Source organism: Peribacillus sp. FSL K6-5616, from assembly GCF_038008245.1.
Taxonomy (GTDB): domain Bacteria; phylum Bacillota; class Bacilli; order Bacillales; family DSM-1321; genus Peribacillus; species Peribacillus frigoritolerans.
On sequence record NZ_JBBOYT010000001.1, the window covers coordinates 2912404 to 2938271 of the forward strand.

The following is a 25868-nucleotide window of genomic DNA, read 5'->3' on the forward strand; positions in this document are numbered from 1 at the left end:
AGTGGATTTTTCAAGGTCTGTAAAATCCCGGTATGCTCGCTTAAAAGCAGCCTAATAGGTTTTTTCCACAGCTTCGCCTATTTCAGTGTCTGTCCCCCTTTTCAGGGTGAAGAGGTGCGTTTCAGGCTTAGCTTCAAGCCTTAAAGGCACTGCGCTTGTCCCATAGCCATTACTCGTCATATATATACATTCCCCCTCTTTTTTAACACTTCCGATCTGATAGGGCCCGAATCCGAATATGCGAATCTGCCCGCCATGGGTGTGACCTGACAGGACAAGACTAATATGGTGTTCTGGAGTCAACTGTTTCTTGACCAATGGATTATGGCTCACCAAAATCCGGAAATCTTCATTCCCGCAATCCGACAGGGCAAGGTCAAGCCTATCACGTTCTTCCGATATATCATCAATGCCCAGAAGAGCGATTTTGCTGCCATTCTGAGACTCAAAAGAAACAGCTGTATTATCAAGGATCTTCACCCCATGTTTCAAAAGAGTCGCATCCAGTTCATGGTAGTCCCCTTCATAATCATTATTACCCCAAACAAAATAAAGGGGACCAAGTTCTTTTAGTTTCAAAATATTTTTTTCCACACGTTCTAAGGGAACCCCGCTTTCCCTAATGTCACCGCCGATTATCACCAAATCTGCCTTGTCACGTGTTTCCTCAATCAATTTATCCGCAATGATCCGCCGATGAAGATCGGATATAAAAAAAATCCGCACATCGCCAAAGCCTTCAGGAAAGTCTTTAAAATATAGGTTTTGAGAAACCACCCTATCTTGCATAGCCGTACGCCACATGTAAAAGATCATGGCAAATGACAGCAGGATGATGATTAAAAATAATCCAGATAACCATAACATCTTCGTTAAACCTTCTTTCCATCCTTATCCAAACGTACTTTCATATAACCATAAAACGGTATTACCCGCAATTAAATATGATTTAACGCGACCATCATTTATTTTCATGATATAAGTTAATATCATAATTCTTCTTCATCATTTCAAAAACCTTATGGCGATTTTTCCATTCTTCCTCTTTTTCCCACAATTGCTTACTTTTATTAATGATTTCACAGCGTAAAAGTTGAAACTCCTTTTCAGCTTTATCTAGCTTTTTTTTAATTAAAACCATATATCCATATAGACCAATCGCTGCCGCCAAAAAAAGGAAATGGCTAAAATGGTCGACGAAAACACTAAACATGCTGAAAAAGGAATAGGAATAAGGTACAACAATATAAAAATAAAGATAAATCATAAAAAGGACAGCAACGATCATGGTTGCCCATAAGCTTTGAAGATGCTTCTTTTTAAGTGCCTCGAATTTTTTCTTCCGATCCACGACATTTTGCAGCATTTGTTTTGTTGCTTGATCCGTTTTCTCATCCAGTAAAATGATTGTCGATTCCATCGCATTTCCTCCTCTGCTCTTTCAAATCATGATATGAAAGAGTAGAGGAAAAAATGATAATGTACCTGACACGATTGCCTTCATACTTAACCAAGTTGAACAATATTAAAAATACCCTGCCTATAAAGACAGGGTCAGACTGGAGACAAACTCGATAATAATTGAGTTTTGTCTCCAGCTTTTTAGGTTTTTAAAATTTGAATGTTGATTTTCACTTCAGGCACTCGCTTTCCGCGGGTGGTCCGCCCTCGGCGCCACTGCGCCTGCGGGGTCTCCCTTGGACGCGCTTTTCCCGCAGGATTCTCGAACACCCGCTCCAATCAACTTTGTTTTAACATTAAGGTAGAACTCCTGTTGCCTAAAGTCTTTTTTGTTTTGAAATAGTAGGATTTAAAAACTTGATTTTTTCTAAAGGTGCCATCATTATTTCTTGATTGGAATTTTCAATACCTGACCTTTGGAAATTTCATTGCCATTCAGCCCATTCCACTCCCTGATCAGAGCAATCCCTTCCTGTGATTTGTAGTAATTCATGGAAATGCGAAATAATGTTTCTTCACCTTGAACAGTATGTAAGACAACTTTGTATCCCTCTTTATCCGGTTTAGCGGCTTGTGCATTTTTCTTTTCTGCTGCTGCTTTCTTTGCCTTTTCCTCAGCTTCTCGCTGCGCTTTGGCCTTTTCCGCTGCTTCTTGCTGCGCTTTGGCTTTAGCCTCAGCTTCTCGCTGCGCTTTGACCTTTTCCTCAGCTTCTTGCTGTGCCTTGGCTTTAGCCTCAGCTTCCTGCTGCGCTTTGGCTTTAGCCTCAGCTTCTTCTTTTTCTTTCTCCGCTTCAGCCTTAGCCGACTCTTTTTCCTTTAAGTCCTCTGCCGTTGCTGTGGTTGGAATCGATTCTATATCTTCCTCTTTTAAGACGACTTGGTCACTTTTAGTAACAGGTAAAGGCCTATCCTGAAAATATGTATAAAGGCTGTAAAATCCAATTGGAAGCAAAATGAAAAATAACGCTAATAATTGTATCATTGGAAGTTTAATCTTCACTTTACTTTTTTTCTTTTTATTCTGGTGGACTTTACTCCGTTTGGGCAATGATGACTTTGCCTTCTGGCGTTCAATTCGCGAACGAAGTTCACCAGCCTGATCATTTTCTTTTTCATTCTTTTGCACCCGGCTCATTCAAGTCACCCCCTTTCTTGCTAAACCCTCTTTGCTTTTTGTTCCTGATTAAAATACCAAGGATAAAGTCAATCAAAAAGTGGGCCGTAATCGTCACGATGATATTATTAGTCATTTCAAATAGAAACCCGATAAAGAAGCTCAAAACCAATACATTTAAAAATAAAAACCAATTAAAAAGGTAACGATAATGAACGGCTGCAAAAATGAGGCTCGTAAGAAGCAAACCAAAATGTGTTTGCAGCACTCCACGGAATAATACTTCTTCACTTATCGCTACCACTAAAGCTATAACAAATATCATCGGGTATGACAAATTACTGAAAATGCGTTCGTTAATACCGCCATCATCCTGATAGGAAGATGGTGTCACTTTCATAAGCAATATGTCAATTAACACGACAATGACTCCAGCAGGAACACCAATCAGCAAAATGTTCAGGTCCCCAAAGATAAATAAGTCGAAAAAAGCAGAACGGTCTTTAAATAAAATAATACCTAAAAAGATGGCTAACGTTAAGAGAATAATTTGTGTAAGAAACAAATTATATAGCAACTGTTTATCTGTAAGTTGTTTAATTAATTCAGCTTGCTTATTTTTCATTGCCATTTTCCTTCTTTAGTAAGATATAAGCCAATTCCTTTTTCCAAGTGGAAAAGGAATTGGCCGGATCCACCTTTACTTCCGGCCATACATCAGCCATTTTTTCGGCATCCATCCCACAGATATCACAGCAGATGGGGTTCGCTTCCCGATGCTTTTCTCCAAAATAGTCCAGTATCCCTGAACGGCGACATTCCTGTGCATATATCCAGTGAAGGAATTTATGCAGCTTTTCTTGATTACTGGTTTTCCTCTTTTGACAATACTCTTTCATCTCTGCCACTTGATCCTGGTTATTGCCCATAATAAACTGGGTAAAAAAACGGAGCTGGATTTCGTTCAACGAAAAGGATAGCGACAGCTGCTCTTTTTCTGAGGGGGTCAAATTCGCCAGATTCTTTTGTGATTCATTAAGGAAAGAACATACACCATCGATTTGCGAATCCGTAGGCAACTGTTGCTCCATCAAATGAAGGGGAAGCCCTTCATCCCCTTCGCTATATAATAAGACAGCCACACTTTGTTTCCGGTCTCGCCCCGCCCTGCCAATCTCCTGAAGATATGCTTCCATCGTGGACGGGATATGAAAATGGATAACATATCTGACATCCGATTTATTCACACCCATTCCAAAAGCGCTTGTTGCGCATATGATTTTCAACTGGCCGGAAATGAATTGCTGCTGAATGAGCATCCTTTGTTCCTGCTCCATTCCACCGTGATAATAATTGACACTATCGATCCCGTTATCCTGTAAAAAACCAGCGACTGATTCCGCCACTTTTTTAGAGGAAAAATAAATAATTCCGCTTCCGTTAAATTTCCTGACAAGCTCCAGCACACGGGCTAGCTTCTCATCATAGCTGAACATTCGCTCGATAATAATGGCAATATTTTCACGATCAACGGATGAGACCATTTCCTCGGCCTGCCCAATGTTAAGTTTAACAACGATGTCCCTCCGGACCTCATCGGTTGCAGTTGCCGTCAGGGCAAGCGTCAACGGATTATTCAGTTCACGCCTCACTTCTCCTAAATTCAAATAATCCGGACGGAAATCGTACCCCCATTGTGAAATGCAGTGAGCTTCGTCTATGACGAACAAGCCTATTTCTATGGATTTCAAGGATTTTATCACACCATCGATGCTCAGCATTTCAGGAGATAAAAAGATAAAACGATAACTATGTAACCTATCGAAAGCTTTCCTTTTTTGATTAAGCGTCAAAAAAGAGTTGAGGGTCAATACACTTTTTTCGCCGCTCATCTTCAGCTGATCCGCTTGATCCTGCATTAAAGATAATAACGGGGAGACAATTATGACAGTCTTATTTACCAGATAAGCCGGCAGCTGATAACATAATGATTTACCTGACCCGGTTGGGAGCATCGCTAATGTATGACGGCCGGACATCAATGATTCAACCACTTCCTTCTGTCCGGGACGAAATTCATCAAAACCGAATTTTTCTTTGAGGACTCGTTCCATGTTCATCATCTCTCACCTATTTTCGCAAGTACAAGTCTTATTTGGAAAAAGCTTATTTGTTTATTATCGACCATCTGCTTGATAGCTTTAAGCTTTTTGGTACCAAGTTGCTTAATCGCTTCAGCAATTTCCCTCTCATCCTCGATTTTCACATAATCGGAAATCGGAAAATCTTTTTCCGATAAAACAATTTCTACGAGGTGATCTTCGATGGTGTTGACTTTCAATCTGCGGATTTCAGCTATTTCACCGAGGTTTTTCCCTTCCTGGATGTATCGTAAAGTAGTCTTTGTAGATTGTGTCAAATGAGGATTACCACTTCTTTTCCAATCATTGGTTAATGAGGATAAGAGAGGGTAATCACTACCCGTTTCCATTTCTGCAAGCATTTGATGCAATGAGTCAAGGAATGTATAGCGAACATACTCTTCTTCCGCATTTTTCCTTTTTGCAATCTGTTCAAACGTTAGTCCAATCCTGTTTATCCCGGTCAATTTCAAAATGAAAATGTCTCGTTTCATATCACTTTGATTTTCTAAAAGGGATACCAGTTCATCATATAGATGTTGGGCAATCAACGCTCGATCCTGACGATTGGCATGTAAAAATTCCTTTACGAAGAATTGGATTTTGGGATTTCGTTGTATCGGATAAAAACGTCTTTCATTGTGGACAATATGGGATATGGTTTGAATGAGTAAGTTTAACCTTCCCCAAAAAACAGGGGTGATATTGTGATACTTCCAACCATTTAAATACTCCGGAAAAGGATTATTTTTAAAGTAATCGTCCAACATTCGTTCACCTTGCAAACTAATTTCATATGCATCTGGTTTATCCGTTAAATTGATCAAGTCATGCTTAACCGAATGTTCAATGTTTTGATTTAATTGCTGACGGGTAAATCGAGGTATTGTCCCAAAAATATCCGTTAACCCGAATAAGTGGGCATCTTGGATCGTTTGTGACGATTTCTTACCCTGCAGCATATGGTATATAGCATAAATGGAGCGCTCACCTTGAAATTTTTTTATCGCATATAGAATGATGGCCTGTAGATAATTATTCATGGGACTCACATCCTTGTTTCATTTAACCAATAAACCCATTGTAACAAAAATCTGCAAAAACCGCCGTTATTATTGATGAATACAACGGAAATTATGTGACTAAATGACGAAACATGGAAAGGACCAAGTTAATTATTTCGATGTTTTTCGTTGACATTAAGCTACATGATAGTTATTATCAATACAATTTCTATTGAAAAGTTTGGCATTCGGTCTTACAATAAGAAAGAGATAATAATCTGAAATAAAAAGATTATCAGTTGTTAATCAACTTAGGAGGGGTTATATTCATGGCTAAATTTACTATTGTGGATAAAGAAACATGCATAGCTTGTGGAGCTTGCGGAGCAGCGGCACCAGATATATATGATTATGATGACGAAGGGATTGCATTTGTTACCCTTGACGATAACGAGGGTATCGTTGAAATTCCAGATGTACTTATAGACGACATGATGGATGCATTTGAAGGATGCCCAACGGATTCCATCAAAGTTGCTGACGAGGCATTTGACGGAGATGCACTAAAATTCGAATAAAGATACAAGCCATTTTCAATCGAGAATGGCTTTTTCTTTTGGCCAATGCACATACCAAAAAACAGGCATAAAAAAACAACCGGATATGGATATCCGGTTGTTTTTTCATATCTATCGTCAATGCCATTAAGCATTTTTATATAATGTTTGCTTATTGATCCATGGCTGTAATTTAATGAACAGCAACATGAATACAGATGTGATGAGTACGCCTTTAATCACGTTGAAAGGCAAGATTGCCGTGGTAACGAACTTTCTTGACTCGGGCGCCGACATGGCATCCCATCCCATAAAGAAGGTATAAGCCGGTAAAAAGACAAAATAGTTTAATACGCTCATGAATACTGCCATGGAAACTGTTCCCGCAAGTAAGGCGAACGTCATTCCTTTTTTTGAATTGATTTTCTGAAATACATAATAAGTCGGCAAGACAAACAGTATTCCGGCTATAAAGTTAGCGATATGCCCCACAGGCACAGCAGTCAAGGTCCCTGTCATGACTAAATCCAATAGGTTTTTAATGAACTCGACTAGAATTCCAGCCATCGGACCGAAAATCAATGCCGCCATCAGTGCTGGTATGTCGCTAAAATCAACATTGAGAAAAGGCGGGAATCCTGGAAACGGGAAATTTAAAAGCATCAATAAATACGATATGCTTCCCATCATGGCAAGTGAGACCATTTTTTTCACTTTGTTCTTTTTCATAGTTCTCTCTCCTTCTTTTCCGATCTACCTGAAAAAGAGGTTAGGATTCCAAAATATGTTGATGTTCAATAAAAAACCTTTAATTCCAATGGAATTAAAGGGATAAATTAAAGGTTACATCAAACAAACGTTCAGCAAATAACTGTTGAAACGCACTAAGGAACCTCCATCTTCTCCCATCCAGACTATACTGTCGGCTTTGGAATCACACCAAATCCTGCCTTGTAAGGCTCGCGGGCTTAGAAGTAGAAATCCCTTCATCACCGCCGGTGGGGAATTGCGCCCCGCCCCGAAGATAGACCTATAAAATTTTTTATACTTCCCATTATATCTGAAATACCTTTTTTTTGATAGCATTTTTTCTCATTTGATGCATGTAGGATGAATATCGATCGTCGCAGTGAACGGCTTAAAACAAATGGCGGATTTACAATATGACAATTCGAAAATTTTTCGCAAAAGGAGACGAAGCTATTTATATCGCCGCATTAAACGGATGATCAGATGAAAATCATTTGTTTAAGCGCTTTCATTCAGATAAGCCAAATTGACATTATCAGCATTTCAATTGTAAAATTAACTGAAATTTAAGATAATTTTTTCCTTAGGAAGGTGTTTAGACGTGTATCGGATTTTAGTAGCAGACGCCATTAAACCAGAAGGACTCGGACCGCTTTCAGAGGCATGCAATATTCATCTCATTCAGAAGACCGTAGAGGAAGCTGCAAACGAACTTGATCAGATCGATGCAATTCTTGTGAGAAGTGCAACAAAGGTTTCGGAAGATTTAATGAACCGTATGCCGCAGTTAAAAATTATAGCACGCGCTGGTGTCGGTGTTGATAACATAGACATCCCCGCAGCGACAAAACGCGGGATTGTCGTGGTTAATGCACCTGACGGCAACACCATTTCAACAGCTGAACATACATTCGCGATGATGGCTTCATTATTGCGCCACATTCCGCAAGCTTATGCTTCATTGAAAAATGGGGAGTGGAAACGTTCTTCATATACGGGAACTGAACTTCGTGGTAAAACATTAGGCATAGTTGGCTTTGGACGCATTGGAGGGGAAATTGCCAAACGTGCTAAAGTGTTTGGAATGGATGTCATTGTCTATGACCCGTTCCTGACTGTAGATCGTGCAAAGAAAATGTCCGTAACGGCCCTGCCATTGGATGAATTGCTTCCTAAAGCAGACATCATTACTGTCCATACACCACTAACGAATGAAACTAGAGGATTAATTAATAAAGAAAAACTGCTTACCTGTAAAAAAGGGGTTTATGTACTGAACTGCGCCCGTGGTGGAATTCTAGACGAAGATGATTTATATGAAATGTTAGTTGAAGGGCATGTTGCAGGGGCGGCACTGGACGTTTTCGTCGAAGAACCCCCACTTGGCCATAAACTGCTGGAACTGGACAGCGTCATTGCTACACCGCATCTAGGCGCTTCCACGAAAGAAGCCCAATTAAATGTCGCCGTACAGGTTGCCCAAGAAGTATTGACCTATTTCGAAGGAAATCCAGTATCAAGTTCAATCAACCTTCCGGCCATATCTAAAGAAGTGTTTGAAAAGGTACAGCCATTCCATCAACTTGTTCAGCAAATGGGATCGATTGCTTCCCAGTGCATGAATGAAGGAATTCAGGAAATCTCCGTTACATATGCAGGAGAATCTTTGGATTTCGATACCGCGATTCTTACAAAAAGTCTAATCTCCGGCTTTTTAAGATCAAGAGTCGATGCATCAGTCAATGAAGTGAATGCCTTGTTGATCGCAAAAGAGCGTGGCATAACCATTGGCGAAAAAATCTCTACGGACTCTTTAGGTTACTCGAATTTGATCAGCCTTAAAGTAAAAGGTGACAACCGAGAATTAACAATAAGTGGGACCTATATCGAAAACTATGGTTCTCGAATTGTAAGTTTGAATGGTTTCAAAATCGACTTTCATCCAGAATCGAATTTACTTTATATCCAGCATACCGATAAACCCGGTGTAATCGGTAACGTAGGTAAAATCCTGGGTGATCACGGAGTGAATATCGCCACCATGCAGGTTGGCCGAAAAGAAGCTGGCGGTGAAGCCATCATGGTTTTGAGCTTCGATTTACCATTAGAAGACAACATGAAACAGTTTTTAATGGAAACAGAAGAAATTACGTTCATGGCCCGTATTTCATTATAAGAAGAAAAAAGTGCCCCGCAGCGCGGGCACTTTTTTCTGTTAATGCATTCAATTCACTTGGTTCGGTGCTTCTGGCACCAATATGTCTTCAGTTAAATTCAACTGGCCCACCTCTTCAATAGGAGCATTTTCAAACTTCACTTTTTCAAAACCAAAATCCTTAGCTATGAAGAGTATGGCTTCTAAAGCTTGAAGGGTTTCCTCACTATTTTCAATAACAGCTTGATCTGATAGATGAATGATCACAAGATCTCCATTAGAGTTTATCCTTTCCCATTTCAGGTCATGGGGGATTGCAGGTGAAATTCCCTCGATGTCCGCCTCCCCTTTTCCGGCTTGCAGCGCCTCCTCAAAGTCCCGATAACCCATATTGCTTGGAACAAGGAAACTTGGAGAAGACTCTTCCCTTTGATAAAGAAGGTATGTGCGTTTTTTTTGATGAGGTATATCCATCTCCTTTAAATATCCCGCATGTGCAAACCTGGCACCTTGCTTACCTTCTGTGGAAAATGTCATTTTCTCTATATTGTTATAGGAAAGCGTTTCTTCCATCGAATGGAGAAAAAGTGTATCTTCAGCCAACAGTTGGCTTTTTTCTGGAAAATCAATATGGGCAGTGTTTATATCGTTTCCTTGGCTAATCTTTATATCAAGCGGAAAATAGTCAGATAGCCCATATTGCGCTTCATCGATATCGGACATTTGTTTAACTAACTGATTCAGTGTATCACTTTCATCATGATGTTTAAGTTTAATTGAAATGGGAACGATGAAATTCATTTGATCATCTGGGACACCCATCGTAATGATCGAGGCATTTTTAAGGTCATCCTGATAGATCGCTTGTTCAAATGTTTTTTCCTTTTGCCCTTTTCGCGGTTCCATTTCTGAAAACTTGTCTTTGGATTCGATTTTCGCTTGGTTACTCGAAAACTCTTGAGCTTCCTGTTTATCTTCTGAGGGCTTTTCTTGGTTACTTGTATCCTTCCGTTCAAGATCTGCCATTTCCTTACTTTCAGATAGAGACAATTTCCCACTGCTGCCGCTGTCTTCTCGACTTGTCGTTCCTTTTATTTCAATAATGAACGATGATGCCAAAACAACCATCAAGAATAAGGAGGCAACACCCGCGAATAGAGGTATCCAGTGTTTCTTTTTCTTTTTATCATGTATTCTCGCATACACCTCTGCCTTGGTTCGGTCATCTTTTAATTTCGGAAGCTCGCGCAGCATGTCTTCAATTTCGCTTTCTTTCCAACGGGATCTCCTCAATGCGGTGGCCCTCCTTTCCTGATAAATCTTCCATCAACTTTTTAATGGCCTTCAAAGCTCGGTGCTGGGTCGTTTTTACCTTACTTTCACTCCAATTCAATACTTCAGCAGTTTCCGTAATGGACAATCCCTGAATATATCGTAAAATGATCACGGATCTTTGATTCGTGGTACACCGGTTTAAGCATTGGTAAATATCTTGGATTTCATCGTTCTTGATAGCCACTTCCTCGGGAATGGGCTCTTCATCTTTTAGCAATTGCCTATCCCAATCAAAATTAGGAAAGATTTTGTCTTTCCACCCTTTTTGTTTCCGAAAGTGATCAATCGTCACATTTCTTGCAATCGAATACATCCACGTTTTTTCACTGCTTTTTCCTTCGAAGCGTTCATAGGCCTTCATCACCCGGATATAGACCTCCTGAACAAGGTCTTCGGCGGTTTCTCGATTTTTAGTCATATAAAAAATGAATTGATATATTTCCTGATGATATTTTTCATAAAGATCGTGGAAAACGGAATCCATCATTTCCCCACATCCGTTCATAAATATAGTCGTCAATCTTAAACAAAAGTTACATACTTCGGCTTTAATCTTATTATAAAATTCCGTTAATTTCCACATATCAGGGACTTCTTATTTTGTTTCCTAAAAAAACAAAGACAAGTTGGAAAGAAATCCACTTGCCTTTGTCTTCGCAGTTCTTTATGAAACAAGATTATCTGGCGATCCACCTGTCATTCATTCAGCGTTTTCCATAATTCGAGGCAAAATGATACTGAACGTCGTCCCTTTATTAGGTAAACTGTTTACCGAAATGTAGCCATCATGGGCATTGATTATATTTTTTACGATTGCCAAACCCAATCCGGTACCCGAACGGCCGCGGGTCCTTGCTTTATCCGCTTTATAAAACCTCTCGAATACAAATGGCAGATCTTCTTCGGGAATTCCAGATCCAGAGTCCCTCACATCAATGATCAGTCCCCTTCGATCACTTGTCCTCTGAATGACATCAATGTTACCGCCTGGGGGAGTATGACGAATCGCATTATCAATTAAATTGGTCAAAACCTGTTCAATACGGTCCGGATCGAAGTGCCATTGAATCTGATCTTCTTGCAGGCTGGCTGATATGGTAATCCCTTTTTCTTTAGCCAGCCCAGAAAACTTACTTGTAATCCTCTTTAAATATGGAGAAATAGGTACACATTCATAGCTAAGATTCATTTTACCCGATTCCAATTTAGCTAGATCGAGAAGATCATTGACTAAACGTCCCATTCTCAAAGATTCATCATAGATGATGCGGGCCATTTCCACCTTTTCTTCTTCACTGCCCGCAATGTCATCTACAATCGCTTCACTATATCCTTGCAACATTGAAATCGGGGTCCTTAACTCATGGGAAACATTCGCTATGAAATCAGTCCTGAGTTTGTCCATCCGTCTTTCATCACTCATATCCCTTATGATGGCCACCGCTCCCCGAATATTGTCGCCATTTGTATATAGCGGACTGACAATCAATCCCCAATTACGGCCCTGCAAGGTAATTTCACCGACTTGTTCCTTATCGAAGGACTCTGATTCATCAAAAAGATTCATCAAAACCAAAGGAACATTCACATTATCTTCCCGGTTATAGCCCTTTTCAAAATACCAGGATTGCAGAAACCTTTCCGCTGGAGGATTCGTTTCAAGAATTGTGCCGTCTTTATTGAAGGTGATGACCCCATCTGCCATACTGCTAAGAATGCTTGAGAGATGTTCCTTTTCCTGACTAAGTGCATTCATATTGAATTTCAGTTGCTTCCTCATCTGATTAAACGCTATGGCCAGCTCACCGATTTCATCTTGAGTCAGTATTGGAACCTTTGTATCAAATTTCCCCCGGGCAATCGCTAGGGCGGCTTCCCTCATCTTCACCAATGGAGCATTGATTCTTGTAGATAAAAAGAAAGCAAAAATCGTTGTCAAAATAATGGCGATGCCTGCTGCCAATAAAATGAACTGTGTAGTGGATTTTGTGGTTTCTTCCATGGACTCCAACGATTGAAATAGGAACACTTCATCCTGTTCCCCATTCAATTCAAGCGGAATGCCTACCACGATTGCGGATAAGCCCTCGTTTCCCGCATCTTCGGATAGCGCCATTTCCTTTTTTACAGTCTTTCTTTCCGTAAAAACCTTGAGCAATTCGGGGTCATTTTTAATGAGTTCCGGCGTGATTTCAAACTCATTATCTCCACCGATGGATGAGAATACCATTTTGTCATCATTAAGAATGATCATTTTCGTTTCATTGCCTATTAATTCCGAAGCTATTTGTAATACCTCATTGCTGGATCCCTGATGTTCATTGGTCACCTTAATGATTTGTTCAGCCGTTTTGGTTAAATCATTTTCAATATTTTCAATTTGGAAATTCTCAAAGAATTCGACCAGCAGAACGGTTAAAACAATTAATACAAACGACACGAGCAATAGGATCGTTGCCCATAGCTTCCCTACAACACTGCCCCATAGCATCAGTCATTAATGACTTCGAACTTGTAACCTACACCCCAAACGGTCACAATCATCTTGGCTGCGTTTTCGGATATACGGTTTAATTTTTCACGCAAGCGTTTAACATGCGTGTCTACAGTTCGAAGATCTCCAAAGAATTCATAGTGCCATACTTCTTTTAACAATTGCTCCCGGTCAAAAACCTTATCTGGGGATTTCGCCAAGAAATATAACAATTCATATTCTTTCGGTGTTAATGAAACCTCTTTGTTATCAGCAAGTACACGGTGGGCATCATTGTCTATTGTTAGATGTGAGAAGACGATAACATCTTTTGCCGTCGTTTCCGTCTGCATGTAACCTGTGCTTGAAGAGCGACGCAATAAAGCTTTAACCCTTAACACGACTTCACGGGGACTGAACGGCTTTACGATATAATCATCGGTCCCCACTTCGAATCCTTGAACGCGGTTCACTTCTTCCCCTTTAGCCGTCAGCATGATAATTGGAGTCGTTTTCTTTTCCCTTAATTCACGGCAAACTTCGATTCCATCTTTCCCAGGCATCATAATATCCAATAAAATCAAATCATAATCATTTTCAAGGGCTTTTGTTAAAGCCATATCTCCATTTTCAGCTTCATCGATTATGTATTCTTCTCTTTCCAAATACATCTTTAGCAGCCGGCGGATTCTTTCCTCATCATCCACCACGAGAATTTTAATAGCGTTATACATTATGTAATCAGCCTCCTATCATATATTCTACAAAATGAATACTTCCATGACTAATACTTTTTCCTTACAAAGTACGATAAAGAGCCATTTTCGAGTGGCTTCCATGAACCTTTCACCATTTTGTCACAAAAAAGACTCCGACCGCTCATTAAGAATGGATAATTGCTTTTTCACCAAAATATTCTTATTAAAAGGGATGAAAGGAAAAAGGGATCATTCTCTAGAAAAATCGATAAGCCAACTCCTCGACGTTTCTATCAAAAGACCCCCTTCATCTAATTATTACAATACAGAATCAAGCATATGAATGCAAACCAGCAATAACAAGATTGACGAATATCAGGTTAAACATGATGATGGCAAAACCGATGACGGCAAGCCAAGCCGATTTTTCCCCTTGCCACCCTTTAGACATCCGCAAATGCAAGAAAGCCGCATAAAACAACCAAGTAACCAGTGCCCAGACCTCTTTCGGATCCCAGCCCCAGAATCGTGTCCAGGCCACTTGAGCCCAGATCATTGCAAAAATGAGGGCACCGAGTGTAAAGATTGGAAAACCAATAAGGACCGAACGATAACTAATCTCGTCCAATAAATTCAAATTCACATTTTTAACGATCGGTTTAATCAGTGCTGCCACTCTTTTGCGAGCAATCAACCTTATTAAACCATACAGGACGAGTCCCATACCGAATGACCAAAGAACGGTATTCAGTTTCTTGGCATTGATCAGTGCAGGCATGTCCACCAGCGGTTCAAATCGATCCGTCTCAATAAGTTTCCCTTCATTGGGACCTACCAATGCCGGCAGGTTGAATTCCTGTTTGACTTCGGCACCTTTTTTATCGACCCAATCAAAATTCGCCTTATAATCCATGGCAGCAAAAGAAGAAGTGATGATGACGAAACCGATGGTGCAGACTAATGTGAACATGATGACTTCAAGCCAGAACGTTCTTTTGCTTGATTGTGTCTGATCAACGAATTTGATTAAATAAATGATGGCAGTAACGAAACTTATGGCAAGGATCGACTGTCCTGCCGCTGCGGTCGTTACATGAATATGGAGCCAATCGCTCTGCAAAGCAGGAATGAGTGGCGAAATCTCTGTAGGGAACATACTTGCATAAGCGATTATCAATAATGCAATCGGTAAAGCGAATAGCCCAAGGGCAGGTGTTTTATAAAGAAAATAAATTAATATGAAAGCACCGACCAGCATCATTCCGAAAAAGGTCGTAAATTCAAACAAGTTACTTACCGGGGCATGTCCGGCAGCAATCCATCTGGTGATGAAATACCCAATTTGCGCTGCAAACCCGAGAATGGTGACGAAAATGCCCAGTTTTGCCCATTTGTTTTGTTCTTTTTCCTCCGCACCGCGTTTATCCTTGATCGATCCCCCGAATAAAAAGGTAGCGATCAGATATAAAATGAAAGCTGCATATAAAAGGTTACTGCTTAATTCAGCCATTTAAAACTTCCCCCTTACTAGAAGATTTCTCCTCTTCAAGTTGATCCATTGGTTCGGAAAGTGATGTTGATTCTATTGCTTGTTTTATATCTCTTTTAATGCCGTGCCAGTTTTTGTTTGTATGGCCGGCCAAAAGTATCTCACCATCTTTCCTTTTAATCCATATACGCCGGTGATTCCAATAAGACCCTTGGACAACGCCGATCATGAAGATGATTCCACCCGTGAATAGAATCCAAAGCGTTAAATCCTTCCTGACGGTCAAAGCCGTGACATCTTGGGTTTCCACACCATTAAAAGCCATTTTATAAGTGTTTTCCCCTAAAGGCTCCACAGTCTCCTTAATCGCTACGAAACTGACTTCACCCTCTGGCTTATCCGGAGTATGCATCTTAAAGATAAATGCTGGATTATTCGGAATCTTCGATATCGTTCTAGGTTCGCCTTTTTCATCGAACTCGAAATCAGGGAAGTAACTGATCAAGTCAACGGAATATCCTTCTTTCAACTCGTATTTCTTTTGAGGGTTGTTCAAATCAACCTTTAAGCTTCCATATTTCTCTTCGGTTTTTTTATTTATCAAATTAAAAGCCATCGTACTGAGCTCATCCAATTTATAGTCTACTTGGTAGAGGGCATAATGATCATGTTTCAGAGGTTCATTGACTTTGATTTTATAATCTTTAAGCTTATCAAGGTCCACTTTTTCCCCTGGTAAGGTTTCTCCCTTGCGCTCATAGAGCGTAACATCGGATTGATATGTTTTTGCGATCGTACCGGTTTTATCAATTGCAGCACTGTACTGCTTATCTTCTTCACTCTCTTTGTCATACACCTCTAAGGTAAATTCATTATTCTGAAGATAGTATTCACCATTTGTACCGGGGATTTCTTTCCTCTCGCCTTCACGCAGCCAAAGTACTTTGTCGATATACATCCCAGGGACGGAACGCAATAATGCTCCAATTAAGAAAATGATAAGTCCAATATGATTGACATAGGGTCCCCAGCGTGAAAAACGACCTTTTTCGGCAAGTATATGACCGTTTTCCTCTCGTATATGATAACGCTGCCTTTTTAGTCTATCCTTTACTTCTTCAAGGTTTATATCTTGTTCTTCAAGCTTTGTCACCCCATAAATCCGCTGACGTTTCATGAAACCGTCATGACGTGTGACCCCTTGCTTTTTTAACGATCGATATAACGGAAAGAACCGGTCGATACTGGCAATCAATAGTGATATGCCCAGCATGCCTATGATAATCAAATACCACCATGAACTATACAAGTTATGAAACCCGAGTTCATAATACACCCTTCCGAACCAGCCATATTCCAGTTCATAATGCTCTGCAGGCGTCGCGGTTGAAGGGATGTACATTTCCTGGGGTAAAATCGTCCCGATAGCTGAAGCGATCAAAGCAATGACAATGAGCGTCACCCCGACCTTAACGGAAGAAAAGAAATTCCATATTTTATCGATGATCGTTGTTTTATATGTTTGTGAACGCCTGGCACTTCCTTCATATCTCATATCAATAAGCTTGTTCTCTTTTTCGTTACCAAGCACCATTCCGCATTTCCCGCATATCTTTGTGCCAAACGGATTTACATGACCACAATCGCATTTTACTTCTTTCATGTCAAAAACTCCCCAATATTATGGTTTAATTCTCTCCATATGCTTTTGGATGCTCTCTTCTGTCAAAGCTCCGGTGATGATATCTATCACTTTCCCCTCTTTATCAACCAAAAAGGAGACAGGCAATATATCCACGCGGTAAGCATTTTCCACTTCCCTACCTTTATCGATCATGACAGGAAAGGTAAGATCATGCTTTGTAATGAAATTATTGACAGCATAGTCAGATTCCCCGACGTTAACGGCCAATATCTCAACGCCCTGGTCTTTAAAGTTTTTATATTGATTTTCCATATAAGGCATTTCATATTCACACGGCTTGCAATATGTACCCCAAAAGTTCAGGAAGACGCCTTTTCCCTTGTAATCTGATAGTTTATGCTCTTTACCTTCCATATCAGTCAAGACGAAATTGGGTGCATCGGATCCTTTTCTCAGGCTTTCATTCTTATCTTTAGTGAAGTTCGTATAAAGGGCAAACACTAAAGCTGCACCTAAAAGCAGGAGAATGATGGTTCTGCTAATGAGGCGTCGCTTCTTTTTATCCATAGAGATCCTCCTAAGGCCACACTAAATTTAACCATACCATTATACCATTTAACGACATGTCCTTTATATTTACATTTCTGAAGGTTTTGTGACATTCTTTCCCGATTCATGAAGGAAAAGGTATTTACAGGTTGTTTTCCACCACCCATTTCTTCCAGGGGAAGAGTAGGGGTAGTGGTTTCAACCTATCAATACGGGAAAAAATACTAGCTTACATTCTCCGCTGTTTAGGCTCGGTCGTTGCTAAAGTCCGCATTAATTTAACTTCATGTGGAGTCAGCTCCCGGGAATCCCCTGCAGTTAAACCGTCCAAGGTCAAGAAACCATATTGTTCCCTCTTCAATTTAATGACGGGATGACCAATTGCTTCGAACATCCGGCGGACTTGCCTATTCCTGCCTTCATGTATTGTGATTTCAACTATGGCCGTTTCCTTTTTCTTGTCGGTAGACAATACCCTTGTCTTGGCCGGAGCAGTCTTGCCATCCTCCAACTTGATACCCTTATCCAGCTTTTTCAAGCTTTCACGCAAAGGCATCCCTTTCACTTTTGCCACATACACTTTATCCACTTCATGCTTCGGATGCATTAACGTGTTTGCAAATTCCCCGTCATTGGTTAAAATCAACAAGCCCGAAGTATCGTAATCCAAGCGGCCAACTGGATAAATCCGTTCATTGATGTAAGGGAAAAAGTCCGTTACGACTTTTCTGTTCTTATCATCGGAAACGGCCGAAATGACGCCGCGCGGTTTATAGAATAGGAAATAAACCGGAGCTTCTTTTTCAAGCGGGACTTCATTAACCTCAACCTTATCATTAGGCCCCACTTTCACACCTAATTCCTTCACTACTTTGCCGTTCACTTTTACCTTACCTTCTAAAATCAACTCTTCTGCTTTACGGCGGGAAGCCAGTCCAGCATGTGCTATCACCTTTTGTAATCGTTCCATCTATCTTCACCCCATAGTATAATCATTCGTTTGTTATTGTCTATACATACACAATCATACAATTATTACATATTGAGAGGCAAAAACAAAAGGTTTTTCGCGATTAAGAGCTTTTCTTTTATTATTACACCAATAATGGGACGGTTAAATGGGTTGGTTTCCATAATGAGTGTAACATAGCTTATTTTTCCATACAAAAAAATGTTTCTTTTGATGAAAGTTTGAATACACCTTAATAATGGAGGGCTGCTTTTAAGAAAAAAGACAAAAAAAAGAAATGGAATCGTCCATTTCCCTACCTTTTAATTCATACCGAAAACCAGTGTGACGACAATAACGGCAGCTATGATTCCAATCAAGTCTGCCAAAAGGCCGACCTTAAGGGCATCACCCATTTTTTTGATTCCGACGGCTCCAAAATAAACGGTCAATACATAGAAGGTGGTATCTGTACTTCCCTGAATCGTGGCAGCCAAGCGGCCAACAAAGGAATCCGGTCCATAAACCGATATCAGGTCGCTGGTGATTCCTAAAGCTGCTGTTCCGGATATTGGTCTAATAATCGCAAGGGGTAAAACCTCAGACGGAAAATGAAGAAGGGAAAGCAAGGGATGCAGTGATTGTACAATGAAATCCAAGGCCCCTGATGCCCTAAATACTGAAATTGCCACAAGCATCCCCACCAGGAAAGGGATGAGGGAAAAGGACATGCTGATTCCTTCTTTCCCCCCCTCAACGAAGGTCTCATAGGTGGGAACTCTTTTCAATGTGCCATACAGTAATATACCGAGGATCAAAACCGGTATCATCCAAATTGAAATGGTAGTCATCCAGTGCAACATCCTATTCCCTCCCGCTCCTTTTTCTCCTGTAATAAAAATATCGATCTATCGCGATTCCCCCAACGGCAGAAATGGCCGTTGCTATTATGGTCGGAAATACGATGTCCGTCGGGGAGTGGGCATCGTAGTTCATGCGGATCGCAATGACAGTGGTTGGAATCAACGTTACGCTTGAGGTATTGATTGCTAAAAAAGTGACCATCGAGCGGCTGACCGTTGCTTTTCCTCCATTTAGTTTCTTAAGCTGTTCCATGGCTTTTATACCAAGAGGTGTAGCCGCATTCCCCAATCCGAATGTGTTTGCCATCATATTGGAAAGTATATACCCCATTGCTGGATGATTAGGAGGCACTTCAGGGAATAGCCATCTCATGAACGGCTTGAACAAGTTGGATAGTTTATCTAACAGCCCCGATTCCTCCGCTATTTTCATCAAACCCAGCCAAAAGACAAGTATGCTCATCAGTCCCAGGCAAAGGGTGACCGCTTCCTTTGCGCTGACAAATAGAGCTTCATTCACCTGATCCATCGTTCCATTAATCATGCCAAAGACGATACCGATCACGAACATCCCGACCCAAATGTAATTAACCATTGCGTCCGATTCCCAATACCGCTTCAAATACTTCAGCCCATGAAGATTGGAATGATTGTTGCTTGAAGCTTTCTTTTGCTTCTCCATAAAAAATTGAGCGAGTGCCTATTTTCTTCCCATCAAGATAGATGGATGCTCTGCCGACCACTTCCGGGATTTTCCTTTTATCATCCCAAGCCTTCTGGGGCTTCAGCAATTTCATTTTCACTTTGACCAATTCTCTCTCTTCGTTTGTCAGTGGGTACGAAAAATCATTTTTAATGTAGACATGTCCTTTATATATTTTATTTTCCATGTTTTCCACCATGCCTGCGGGTAAAATTTCTGTTGGCTTATAATCCTTAAAGGCGGATTCGTACATGTGAATATGATCATTCCAATCATCCGGACCATTCAATGTCACAGCAATCAGGTCATGCTCGTTTTTTGTTGCCGTCGTGACCAAGGTACGTTTTGCTAGTTTCGTATACCCTGTTTTCCCCCCTGTGCAATACTCATATAATTGTGTAAGAAGGCGATTTTTGTTCTTCCAAACATAATCCCATTGTTCTGTGGAATTAGGTGCCCTGTGTTCCTTTGTGCCGGCAATCTTCACATACGTTTCATTTTGCATGGCATAACGAGTGAGAATGGCCATATCATAGGCGGTTGAATAATGGTTCTTCGTATTATCCAAACCATGTGGATTTGAAAAATGGGTATTTTTCATCCCTATTTCTTCCGCCTTTTGATTCATCATCCAGACGAATCCATCCAGGCTTCCGCCAACCTTTTCGCTGATTGCCACTGCTGCATCATTACCTGAACGAAGCATCAAGCCATATACCAAATCTTCGAGCTTAATTTTTTCTCCTTCTTTTAAGTAAAGGGAAGATCCCTCCGTCCCGACAGCATTGCTGCTCACTTTCACTGTCTCATCCATTTGTCCCGATTCAATAGCCAAGATAGCCGTCATTATTTTCGTAATGCTTGCTATGCGATTCTTTTCATGAGCATTCACTTCATAAATGACCCTTCCGCTATCCTCATCCATTAAAATCGCGCTATGGGCACTTACGGATACATTTGCATTGACGCTTTGTACAGGTGCCATAAAAGACAACAGGAGAATGACGATACATAAACTCGATAACCCTTTATATAGAAAACGCATGAGTGCCCCCTCGTCTCTTTACTTGTTTTTGTACAAGTTTATGCAAAGGGACAAGGGTTATGAATAAAAGAATCTAAACCTTCCTGATATCCACTGATTTCAAGGGAGAATTCCCATAAAAAAAATCGATAGGGGCCCCTATCGATTTAGTGTTCTATTATACTAATAATGCAGCGATTTCATCAATTTTCTTAGCTCCGAATACGACTTCTTCATCATTGATGATCATGGCCGGCACGCTCATGACTTTATATTTCTTCTTGATTTCCTGGAAATTGCTTATATCGACCATTTCAGCTTCAACGTTAGGGTTTTCAATCGCTATGCGCTGTGCACCCACAACAACGTCTGGACAGTAGTGACATGACAATGAAACCATGACCTTAATGTTCGCTTTTTTACTGATTCCCTTAATTGAATTCAATACGGCTGAATCCAATGCTTGACCAGGTCCAGCCAGGTTATAGATGGCCAAAATGAAGGAATTCAACTCATGGCCGCCTGGTACACCGTGGAATTTGACGCCACTGTATTCACCATTTGAATTTAAGAGGGCAACGACAGGGAACTTATCCGCATTGATTTTTTCTTCGATTTCCGCATTTTCCCCTTTGTTGTATAACTCAAGATGAAGCTTATCTCCTAATTCCGCAACATCCAACAGGAAGTCTCGCAATTCTACTGATTTTGGCAAACTTTCATCGACAATGGACACCATAGTAACGCCGCTCTCCATCTTGCCGAAGATTCCCTTTAATTGGCCACGTAACGCATCACTTAATAAAGCGCTCTTGCCTGCTGGGACAGCTGCCTGTTCTTTTTTCGCTGGTTTTTCATCTTCAGGTTCATCCTTGATTCCCAGGCGATCTTTTTCTTCCTCAATATATTTGCCGGCATCCGTTGCTGCAATCGCTCCATCGGATACTGCTGTGATAATCTGGCGCAAGGATTTTGGCCTTAGGTCGCCCGCCGCATAGACACCATTCACATTAGTCTTCATATCATCATCGGTTAAAATGTAACCAGCATCATCCATTTCGATATGGCCCTTGAATATCTCTGTTTTCGGCTCGTAACCTATGAAAACGAATACGCCAAATGTATTGTCTTCTTCCTTCGCCTTATATTCAAATTCTTCTTTGGTAACATTATTGATGAAACGCGCACTTTGAATCATCCCGTCTCCATGAACCCCTAGGATTTCCGTATTGAATTTCACTTCAATCTTATCATTTGCCATTACTTTATCAACAATGGACGGGGCACACGAGAAGCTTGATTCACGGGCGATGATCGTAACTTTTGTAGCAAAACGTGTCAGGAATATCGCTTCTTCAGCGGCTGCATATCCTGCGCCGATAACGAAAACTTCCAACCCTTCAAAGAATTCACCATCACATGTTGAACAATACGCTACACCGCGGCCAGTGAATTCCTCTTCACCTGGAAATCCTAGCGTTCTTGGAGAAGCACCCGTTGCAATGATGACGGCGCGTGCATGGTAGTCCCCGCCAAGGGTTTTAACGACTTTCACCTCACCGGAGAAATCCACGCCCGTTACATCGGCTTTGGCGAACTCAACGCCAAAATCTTCGTTTTGAAGCTTCATTTCTTCAACTAACCTAGGGCCCGATATATGACGGATACCAGGATAATTGGCTATTTCCGACGTAGTTGCAGCTTGTCCGCCGCCAGTTCCTTTTTCTAGGATTATTGTTTTTAACTTAGCTCTTCCTGCATAAACACCTGCTGAGAGGCCTGCAGGACCGCCACCAATAATTAATAAATCATATATTTTTTTCATCTTTTGTGCTCCTTGCTGAATGATTATAACGTGCTAAACTGATTATTTTGAAAAACAAAAGGCACTTATTTTAGGTAAGTGCCTTTTGTCATTAGATCATGTCGGACGATTTGTCCAGTAATCGTAAACAATGCTGGGTATGTCCATTACCAGTAGAAATGGACCCTCCCATTAAAAATTAAAGTTTACCTACAAGGTCTAGGCTTGGTTCAAGAGTATCTTCACCTGGAGTCCATTTTGCAGGGCAAACTTTATCTCCATGTTCCGCTACGAATTGTGCAGCTTGAACTTTTCTTACAAGTTCTTCTGCATTACGGCCAATTCCTAAATCATTGACTTCGTATGCTTTAATTTGTCCTTCTGGATTTACGATGAAAGTTCCACGTAGAGCCAAACCATCTTCTTCAATCAATACACCGAATTGACGGGATAAAACGTTTGCTGGGTCAGCTAACATTGGATATTGGATTTTTCCGATTGTATCAGTAGCATCAGCCCATCCTTTGTGGCTGAAATGAGTATCTGTTGAAACTGAGTAAACTTCACAACCAATTTCCTTGAATGTTTCATAGTTATCTTGAAGATCGGCTAATTCAGTTGGACATACGAAAGAGAAGTCAGCTGGGTAGAAAAAGAATACTGCCCATTTCCCTTTAACATCTTCAAGTGTAACTTCTTTGAATTCTCCTGCATGGTAAGCTTGTACTTTAAAATCTTCAACTTGTTTATTGATCAATGACATAATAAATTCCTCCAATAGCTATTTTTTTATCTGCTCCTGTTTATAATAATTATTAAATAGAAACTAGTCAATAAATATACCTTAATAATTTTTAAGTTCACAAATTGGTCACAGTTTTTATATTAATATAAATTAATTATTTTTAAAATCCCATAGTACTTCAAATTAGCATTTTCAACACATTTCCAATATTATTTCTAGGATACAAATAAGACAAATGCTCATTATTTCGTGAGATGATTTCCTCTCCTTTTCAATCTAATTATAATATCCAAATGAGAATCATAAGTTGCTTTCAAATAAAATTTTCAGGTCTCCCTTCATATCTTTCCCATATTCCCCCTAAAAAATTCTTGTTTCGAAATTTCAATAAAAAAAAACGAACCTTGACGGCCCGTTTAGTTGTAATTGGTTCTCCAAAGACATTTCTATATTTTATCAGTTATTGCTTTTTCCAAATAAGCTTTTTCGCTTCGGTGAACCTTACGGCTATTTTCGGCCAGTTTACAACGTCCCACCATTTGTCCACATAGCCTGCCCGATTATTTTTATATTGCAGGTAATAAGCATGTTCCCATACATCAAGAACAAGGATTGGGATCGTATCCCACTGGGTCAAAACCATGTGCAATTCCGATTGAAGTATTTCTAGCCGCCGCGCACGCGGAGACCAGACTAATATCGCCCAGCCAACACCTTCTACTTGTTTGGCAGCCTCACTAAAATGACTTTTAAAAGCTGCAAAGCTTCCAAAATCCTTCTCAATCTGTTTAAGTAAATCCCCCCTTGGCTGTCCGCCCCCTCCCGGAATCATCACTTCCCAGAACAGCGTATGGAGATAATGGCCTGATCCATGAAAAGCTGCTTCCTTTTCCCAATGTTTCAACAAGGAAAAATCATTCGTTTCTCTCGCTTTTTTCATCATCAATTCCGCTTTATTCAGACCATCGACATATGCTTGATGATGCTTATCATGGTGCAGATACATGATTTCCCTTGAGATCGTCGGTTCCAACGCTTCATAGGCATAAGGTAACGGCGGTAGCGTATGCTTCCCAATCGGCACTGATTGCCTTTCCTGTATATTGAATTCTCTAGCGAGTTCTTCAATTTCCTCGTAGACCCGAGCCATCTCTTCTTCAATCAGGACCATATCCTCATAATCCATTTCTTCCTCATCCATATTCTTAGCCAACCCGGAAAGCCGTTCAATATTTGACAGCAACGGCGAATCGGTGATATCGATCTTCTCAAGATATTCCATCACTCCATCAACCCAATCACTTACCTCTTTAGCATAATCTCTTACCTCAGACATCTTGCAACCTCCCCCTATTCCCATGCACATAAATCATCAAAATATTTTATGTTTCGATTAAGCGGAGATTCCATTTATAGCTAAAAAAAACAGCAAGGCTTATTAAGCCTTGCTGTTTCATTATCTTGACTGCAACATTTTCGTCCGGTAATCCGTTTCATAAAACTCCAATTCTTCACGCATGGTCTGGAATCCACTTTCCACGGCCTTCAGAATGGATATTATGCTGTCAGGTACACTTTGGTGAAATTTAATCGAGTTTTTTCCTGTATAGGCAGATCTGCTGTCCTCAAACCACCGATCTGATTTTGGGGAAAAGTATTCTTCGATACATTGATGATAAACTCTATAAAGCGTCTTTTCAGCTGCAGCTTTATTGAAAACATCATTTTTCAGAACGATTTGGCAAGCCTCCAGGCCCTCTTCACAACTTACAAGCATTCTTCTTAAACTTGAAAGGATTCCTTTATAATAGGTTTCATCCCCGCTTTTTTCTTCTTGCAGCTTAGAATAGGTCGTCTCATTTATAAATTCTTCCAGTTGAGCCACTGTCGTTTCCAAAAAGCCCTTTACATCCTCAAGCTGAGATTTTACCAATGTATTCCCCAACCGTGAACCCTCCTCAAATTGATTAAGATTAAATATAATAGTCAACATGTGATTCTATATCATATGGTTTAGCTTGGTCAATAGATATAAACACTTTCTCCAATTTTTCAAAATCTATATTTTCGAAATAACCAGCCAGGTCTTTTTCTGCATTTATATATATTCGTTTTCGGTTAACCAGGCTCGGGTCTTTGAGTAGACAGACCATGGCGATGATGTCAGCCATATAAATATCTCTGTTAGGGCTTTTGAATAGGGGATTGGCGGGATATGGGGTCCAAAGAGTGACCATCTCATCAAAATAGCGAAGATACAGTACATTCAGCGTCTTTTCTTCTCCATCCTTTATGTATTGTATAACGGATCGATTAAAGAAGTCCTCAGGTGAATTTGACTTTTCCTTTTCAAGCCCAAATCCATTGCATGCTACAATTCGCACCCGCAATCCCCCCGCATTCATTTTT

The 25868-nt window shown here is 40.4% G+C and carries 25 protein-coding genes and 1 riboswitch; of the genes, 2 read left to right on the plus strand and 23 right to left on the minus strand.

Going from position 1 to position 25868, the window contains the following annotated elements; genetic code table 11:
• Positions 1-51 precede the first annotated feature (51 nt).
• The 6 genes from MHB45_RS13885 to MHB45_RS13910 form a co-directional block, all read right to left on the minus strand.
• The gene (locus MHB45_RS13885) at positions 52-867 is read right to left on the minus strand and encodes a metallophosphoesterase (RefSeq protein WP_048681761.1); all 816 of its coding nucleotides are present in this window, start codon (positions 865-867) and stop codon (positions 52-54) included.
• 94 nt (positions 868-961) lie between these two features.
• Positions 962-1420, minus strand: coding sequence for a YpbF family protein (locus tag MHB45_RS13890; protein WP_034308074.1), 459 nt, complete (start codon positions 1418-1420; stop codon positions 962-964).
• A gap of 423 nt (positions 1421-1843) precedes the next feature.
• The gene (locus MHB45_RS13895) at positions 1844-2596 is read right to left on the minus strand and encodes a LysM peptidoglycan-binding domain-containing protein (RefSeq protein WP_072273187.1); all 753 of its coding nucleotides are present in this window, start codon (positions 2594-2596) and stop codon (positions 1844-1846) included.
• Entirely contained in the window at positions 2574-3200 is a 627-nt protein-coding gene (locus MHB45_RS13900) for a CPBP family intramembrane glutamic endopeptidase (protein WP_072273188.1), read from the minus strand. Before MHB45_RS13900 ends, MHB45_RS13895 begins: the two co-directional genes overlap by 23 nt.
• Positions 3190-4695, minus strand: a complete 1506-nt coding sequence (locus tag MHB45_RS13905) for a RecQ family ATP-dependent DNA helicase (RefSeq protein ID WP_048681773.1) — start codon at positions 4693-4695, stop codon at positions 3190-3192. Before MHB45_RS13905 ends, MHB45_RS13900 begins: the two co-directional genes overlap by 11 nt.
• Positions 4695-5759: a helix-turn-helix domain-containing protein gene (locus MHB45_RS13910; protein WP_048681776.1), complete on the minus strand. Its 1065-nt coding sequence runs from the start codon at positions 5757-5759 to the stop codon at positions 4695-4697. Before MHB45_RS13910 ends, MHB45_RS13905 begins: the two co-directional genes overlap by 1 nt.
• A 290-nt stretch (positions 5760-6049) precedes the next feature.
• Between MHB45_RS13910 and MHB45_RS13915 the strand changes: the two genes are divergently transcribed.
• Positions 6050-6298: a ferredoxin gene (locus tag MHB45_RS13915; RefSeq protein WP_034308087.1), complete on the plus strand. Its 249-nt coding sequence runs from the start codon at positions 6050-6052 to the stop codon at positions 6296-6298.
• A 126-nt stretch (positions 6299-6424) separates the two neighbouring features.
• Here MHB45_RS13915 and MHB45_RS13920 read toward each other — a convergent pair whose 3' ends face one another.
• Positions 6425-7006 (minus strand): ECF transporter S component, encoded by a 582-nt coding sequence (locus MHB45_RS13920; RefSeq protein ID WP_340907936.1) that lies wholly within the window; start codon positions 7004-7006, stop codon positions 6425-6427.
• Positions 7007-7170: 164 nt separating this feature from the next.
• Positions 7171-7307, minus strand: a riboswitch (FMN riboswitch).
• Positions 7308-7628: 321 nt separating this feature from the next.
• Here MHB45_RS13920 and serA point away from each other — a divergent pair.
• Complete coding sequence (gene serA / locus MHB45_RS13925; protein ID WP_072273189.1) at positions 7629-9203, plus strand: phosphoglycerate dehydrogenase; 1575 nt, start codon at positions 7629-7631, stop codon at positions 9201-9203.
• 48 nt (positions 9204-9251) lie between these two features.
• On the opposite strand, the gene MHB45_RS13930 is transcribed toward serA, so the two are convergent.
• The 16 genes from MHB45_RS13930 to MHB45_RS14005 all read right to left on the minus strand — a co-directional run bounded on the left by MHB45_RS13930 (position 9252) and on the right by MHB45_RS14005 (position 25843).
• Entirely contained in the window at positions 9252-10475 is a 1224-nt protein-coding gene (locus tag MHB45_RS13930) for a GerMN domain-containing protein (RefSeq protein ID WP_072273190.1), read from the minus strand.
• Positions 10441-11001, minus strand: a complete 561-nt coding sequence (sigX, locus tag MHB45_RS13935; protein ID WP_048680217.1) for an RNA polymerase sigma factor SigX — start codon at positions 10999-11001, stop codon at positions 10441-10443. Before sigX ends, MHB45_RS13930 begins: the two co-directional genes overlap by 35 nt.
• Positions 11002-11217: 216 nt before the next feature.
• A complete protein-coding gene (locus MHB45_RS13940) occupies positions 11218-13011 on the minus strand; it encodes an ATP-binding protein (RefSeq protein ID WP_072273191.1) in 1794 nt (597 codons plus the stop codon).
• Positions 13008-13724 (minus strand): response regulator, encoded by a 717-nt coding sequence (locus MHB45_RS13945; protein ID WP_034308096.1) that lies wholly within the window; start codon positions 13722-13724, stop codon positions 13008-13010. Before MHB45_RS13945 ends, MHB45_RS13940 begins: the two co-directional genes overlap by 4 nt.
• A gap of 295 nt (positions 13725-14019) precedes the next feature.
• Positions 14020-15198 (minus strand): c-type cytochrome biogenesis protein CcsB, encoded by a 1179-nt coding sequence (gene ccsB, locus MHB45_RS13950; RefSeq protein WP_072273192.1) that lies wholly within the window; start codon positions 15196-15198, stop codon positions 14020-14022.
• Entirely contained in the window at positions 15191-16840 is a 1650-nt protein-coding gene (gene resB, locus MHB45_RS13955) for a cytochrome c biogenesis protein ResB (protein WP_072273193.1), read from the minus strand. Before resB ends, ccsB begins: the two co-directional genes overlap by 8 nt.
• Positions 16841-16858: 18 nt before the next feature.
• Positions 16859-17389: a thiol-disulfide oxidoreductase ResA gene (gene resA / locus MHB45_RS13960; protein WP_034308103.1), complete on the minus strand. Its 531-nt coding sequence runs from the start codon at positions 17387-17389 to the stop codon at positions 16859-16861.
• A gap of 211 nt (positions 17390-17600) precedes the next feature.
• Entirely contained in the window at positions 17601-18341 is a 741-nt protein-coding gene (gene rluB, locus MHB45_RS13965; RefSeq protein WP_034308106.1) for a 23S rRNA pseudouridine(2605) synthase RluB, read from the minus strand.
• A 302-nt stretch (positions 18342-18643) separates the two neighbouring features.
• Complete coding sequence (locus MHB45_RS13970; RefSeq protein ID WP_375543381.1) at positions 18644-19171, minus strand: spore maturation protein; 528 nt, start codon at positions 19169-19171, stop codon at positions 18644-18646.
• A 13-nt stretch (positions 19172-19184) separates the two neighbouring features.
• Complete coding sequence (locus tag MHB45_RS13975; RefSeq protein ID WP_048680124.1) at positions 19185-19778, minus strand: nucleoside recognition domain-containing protein; 594 nt, start codon at positions 19776-19778, stop codon at positions 19185-19187.
• Positions 19771-20931: a D-alanyl-D-alanine carboxypeptidase family protein gene (locus MHB45_RS13980; RefSeq protein ID WP_048680128.1), complete on the minus strand. Its 1161-nt coding sequence runs from the start codon at positions 20929-20931 to the stop codon at positions 19771-19773. The genes MHB45_RS13975 and MHB45_RS13980 overlap by 8 nt, the downstream gene beginning before the upstream one ends.
• Positions 20932-21088: 157 nt before the next feature.
• The gene (locus MHB45_RS13985) at positions 21089-22735 is read right to left on the minus strand and encodes an FAD-dependent oxidoreductase (protein ID WP_072273195.1); all 1647 of its coding nucleotides are present in this window, start codon (positions 22733-22735) and stop codon (positions 21089-21091) included.
• Between the two features lie 178 nt (positions 22736-22913).
• The gene (gene ahpC / locus MHB45_RS13990) at positions 22914-23477 is read right to left on the minus strand and encodes an alkyl hydroperoxide reductase subunit C (RefSeq protein ID WP_034308115.1); all 564 of its coding nucleotides are present in this window, start codon (positions 23475-23477) and stop codon (positions 22914-22916) included.
• A 442-nt stretch (positions 23478-23919) separates the two neighbouring features.
• Positions 23920-24795 (minus strand): superoxide dismutase, encoded by an 876-nt coding sequence (locus MHB45_RS13995; protein ID WP_048680134.1) that lies wholly within the window; start codon positions 24793-24795, stop codon positions 23920-23922.
• A gap of 120 nt (positions 24796-24915) precedes the next feature.
• Positions 24916-25404 (minus strand): YpuI family protein, encoded by a 489-nt coding sequence (locus MHB45_RS14000; protein ID WP_034308117.1) that lies wholly within the window; start codon positions 25402-25404, stop codon positions 24916-24918.
• A 28-nt stretch (positions 25405-25432) separates the two neighbouring features.
• The gene (locus MHB45_RS14005; RefSeq protein ID WP_048680137.1) at positions 25433-25843 is read right to left on the minus strand and encodes a hypothetical protein; all 411 of its coding nucleotides are present in this window, start codon (positions 25841-25843) and stop codon (positions 25433-25435) included.
• Positions 25844-25868 lie beyond the last annotated feature (25 nt).

What these genes read in the sequence shown, in the direction of transcription:
- ccsB (WP_072273192.1), bottom strand. Translation starts at nt 15,198, where the DNA reads ATGGCTGAATTAAGCAGTAACCTTTTATATGCAGCTTTCATTTTATAT.
- rluB (WP_034308106.1), bottom strand. Translation starts at nt 18,341, where the DNA reads ATGGAACGATTACAAAAGGTGATAGCACATGCTGGACTGGCTTCCCGC.
- MHB45_RS13890 (WP_034308074.1), bottom strand. Translation starts at nt 1,420, where the DNA reads ATGGAATCGACAATCATTTTACTGGATGAGAAAACGGATCAAGCAACA.
- MHB45_RS13970 (WP_375543381.1), bottom strand. Translation starts at nt 19,171, where the DNA reads ATGACTACCATTTCAATTTGGATGATACCGGTTTTGATCCTCGGTATA.
- MHB45_RS13900 (WP_072273188.1), bottom strand. Translation starts at nt 3,200, where the DNA reads ATGAAAAATAAGCAAGCTGAATTAATTAAACAACTTACAGATAAACAG.
- MHB45_RS13920 (WP_340907936.1), bottom strand. Translation starts at nt 7,006, where the DNA reads ATGAAAAAGAACAAAGTGAAAAAAATGGTCTCACTTGCCATGATGGGA.
- MHB45_RS13945 (WP_034308096.1), bottom strand. Translation starts at nt 13,724, where the DNA reads ATGTATAACGCTATTAAAATTCTCGTGGTGGATGATGAGGAAAGAATC.
- MHB45_RS13975 (WP_048680124.1), bottom strand. Translation starts at nt 19,778, where the DNA reads ATGGTTAATTACATTTGGGTCGGGATGTTCGTGATCGGTATCGTCTTT.
- MHB45_RS13980 (WP_048680128.1), bottom strand. Translation starts at nt 20,931, where the DNA reads ATGCGTTTTCTATATAAAGGGTTATCGAGTTTATGTATCGTCATTCTC.
- ahpC (WP_034308115.1), bottom strand. Translation starts at nt 23,477, where the DNA reads ATGTCATTGATCAATAAACAAGTTGAAGATTTTAAAGTACAAGCTTAC.
- MHB45_RS13985 (WP_072273195.1), bottom strand. Translation starts at nt 22,735, where the DNA reads ATGAAAAAAATATATGATTTATTAATTATTGGTGGCGGTCCTGCAGGC.
- resA (WP_034308103.1), bottom strand. Translation starts at nt 17,389, where the DNA reads ATGGATAAAAAGAAGCGACGCCTCATTAGCAGAACCATCATTCTCCTG.
- MHB45_RS13885 (WP_048681761.1), bottom strand. Translation starts at nt 867, where the DNA reads ATGTTATGGTTATCTGGATTATTTTTAATCATCATCCTGCTGTCATTT.
- MHB45_RS13895 (WP_072273187.1), bottom strand. Translation starts at nt 2,596, where the DNA reads ATGAGCCGGGTGCAAAAGAATGAAAAAGAAAATGATCAGGCTGGTGAA.
- MHB45_RS13910 (WP_048681776.1), bottom strand. Translation starts at nt 5,759, where the DNA reads ATGAATAATTATCTACAGGCCATCATTCTATATGCGATAAAAAAATTT.
- sigX (WP_048680217.1), bottom strand. Translation starts at nt 11,001, where the DNA reads ATGGATTCCGTTTTCCACGATCTTTATGAAAAATATCATCAGGAAATA.
- MHB45_RS13905 (WP_048681773.1), bottom strand. Translation starts at nt 4,695, where the DNA reads ATGAACATGGAACGAGTCCTCAAAGAAAAATTCGGTTTTGATGAATTT.
- resB (WP_072273193.1), bottom strand. Translation starts at nt 16,840, where the DNA reads ATGAAAGAAGTAAAATGCGATTGTGGTCATGTAAATCCGTTTGGCACA.
- MHB45_RS13995 (WP_048680134.1), bottom strand. Translation starts at nt 24,795, where the DNA reads ATGTCTGAGGTAAGAGATTATGCTAAAGAGGTAAGTGATTGGGTTGAT.
- MHB45_RS13915 (WP_034308087.1), top strand. Translation starts at nt 6,050, where the DNA reads ATGGCTAAATTTACTATTGTGGATAAAGAAACATGCATAGCTTGTGGA.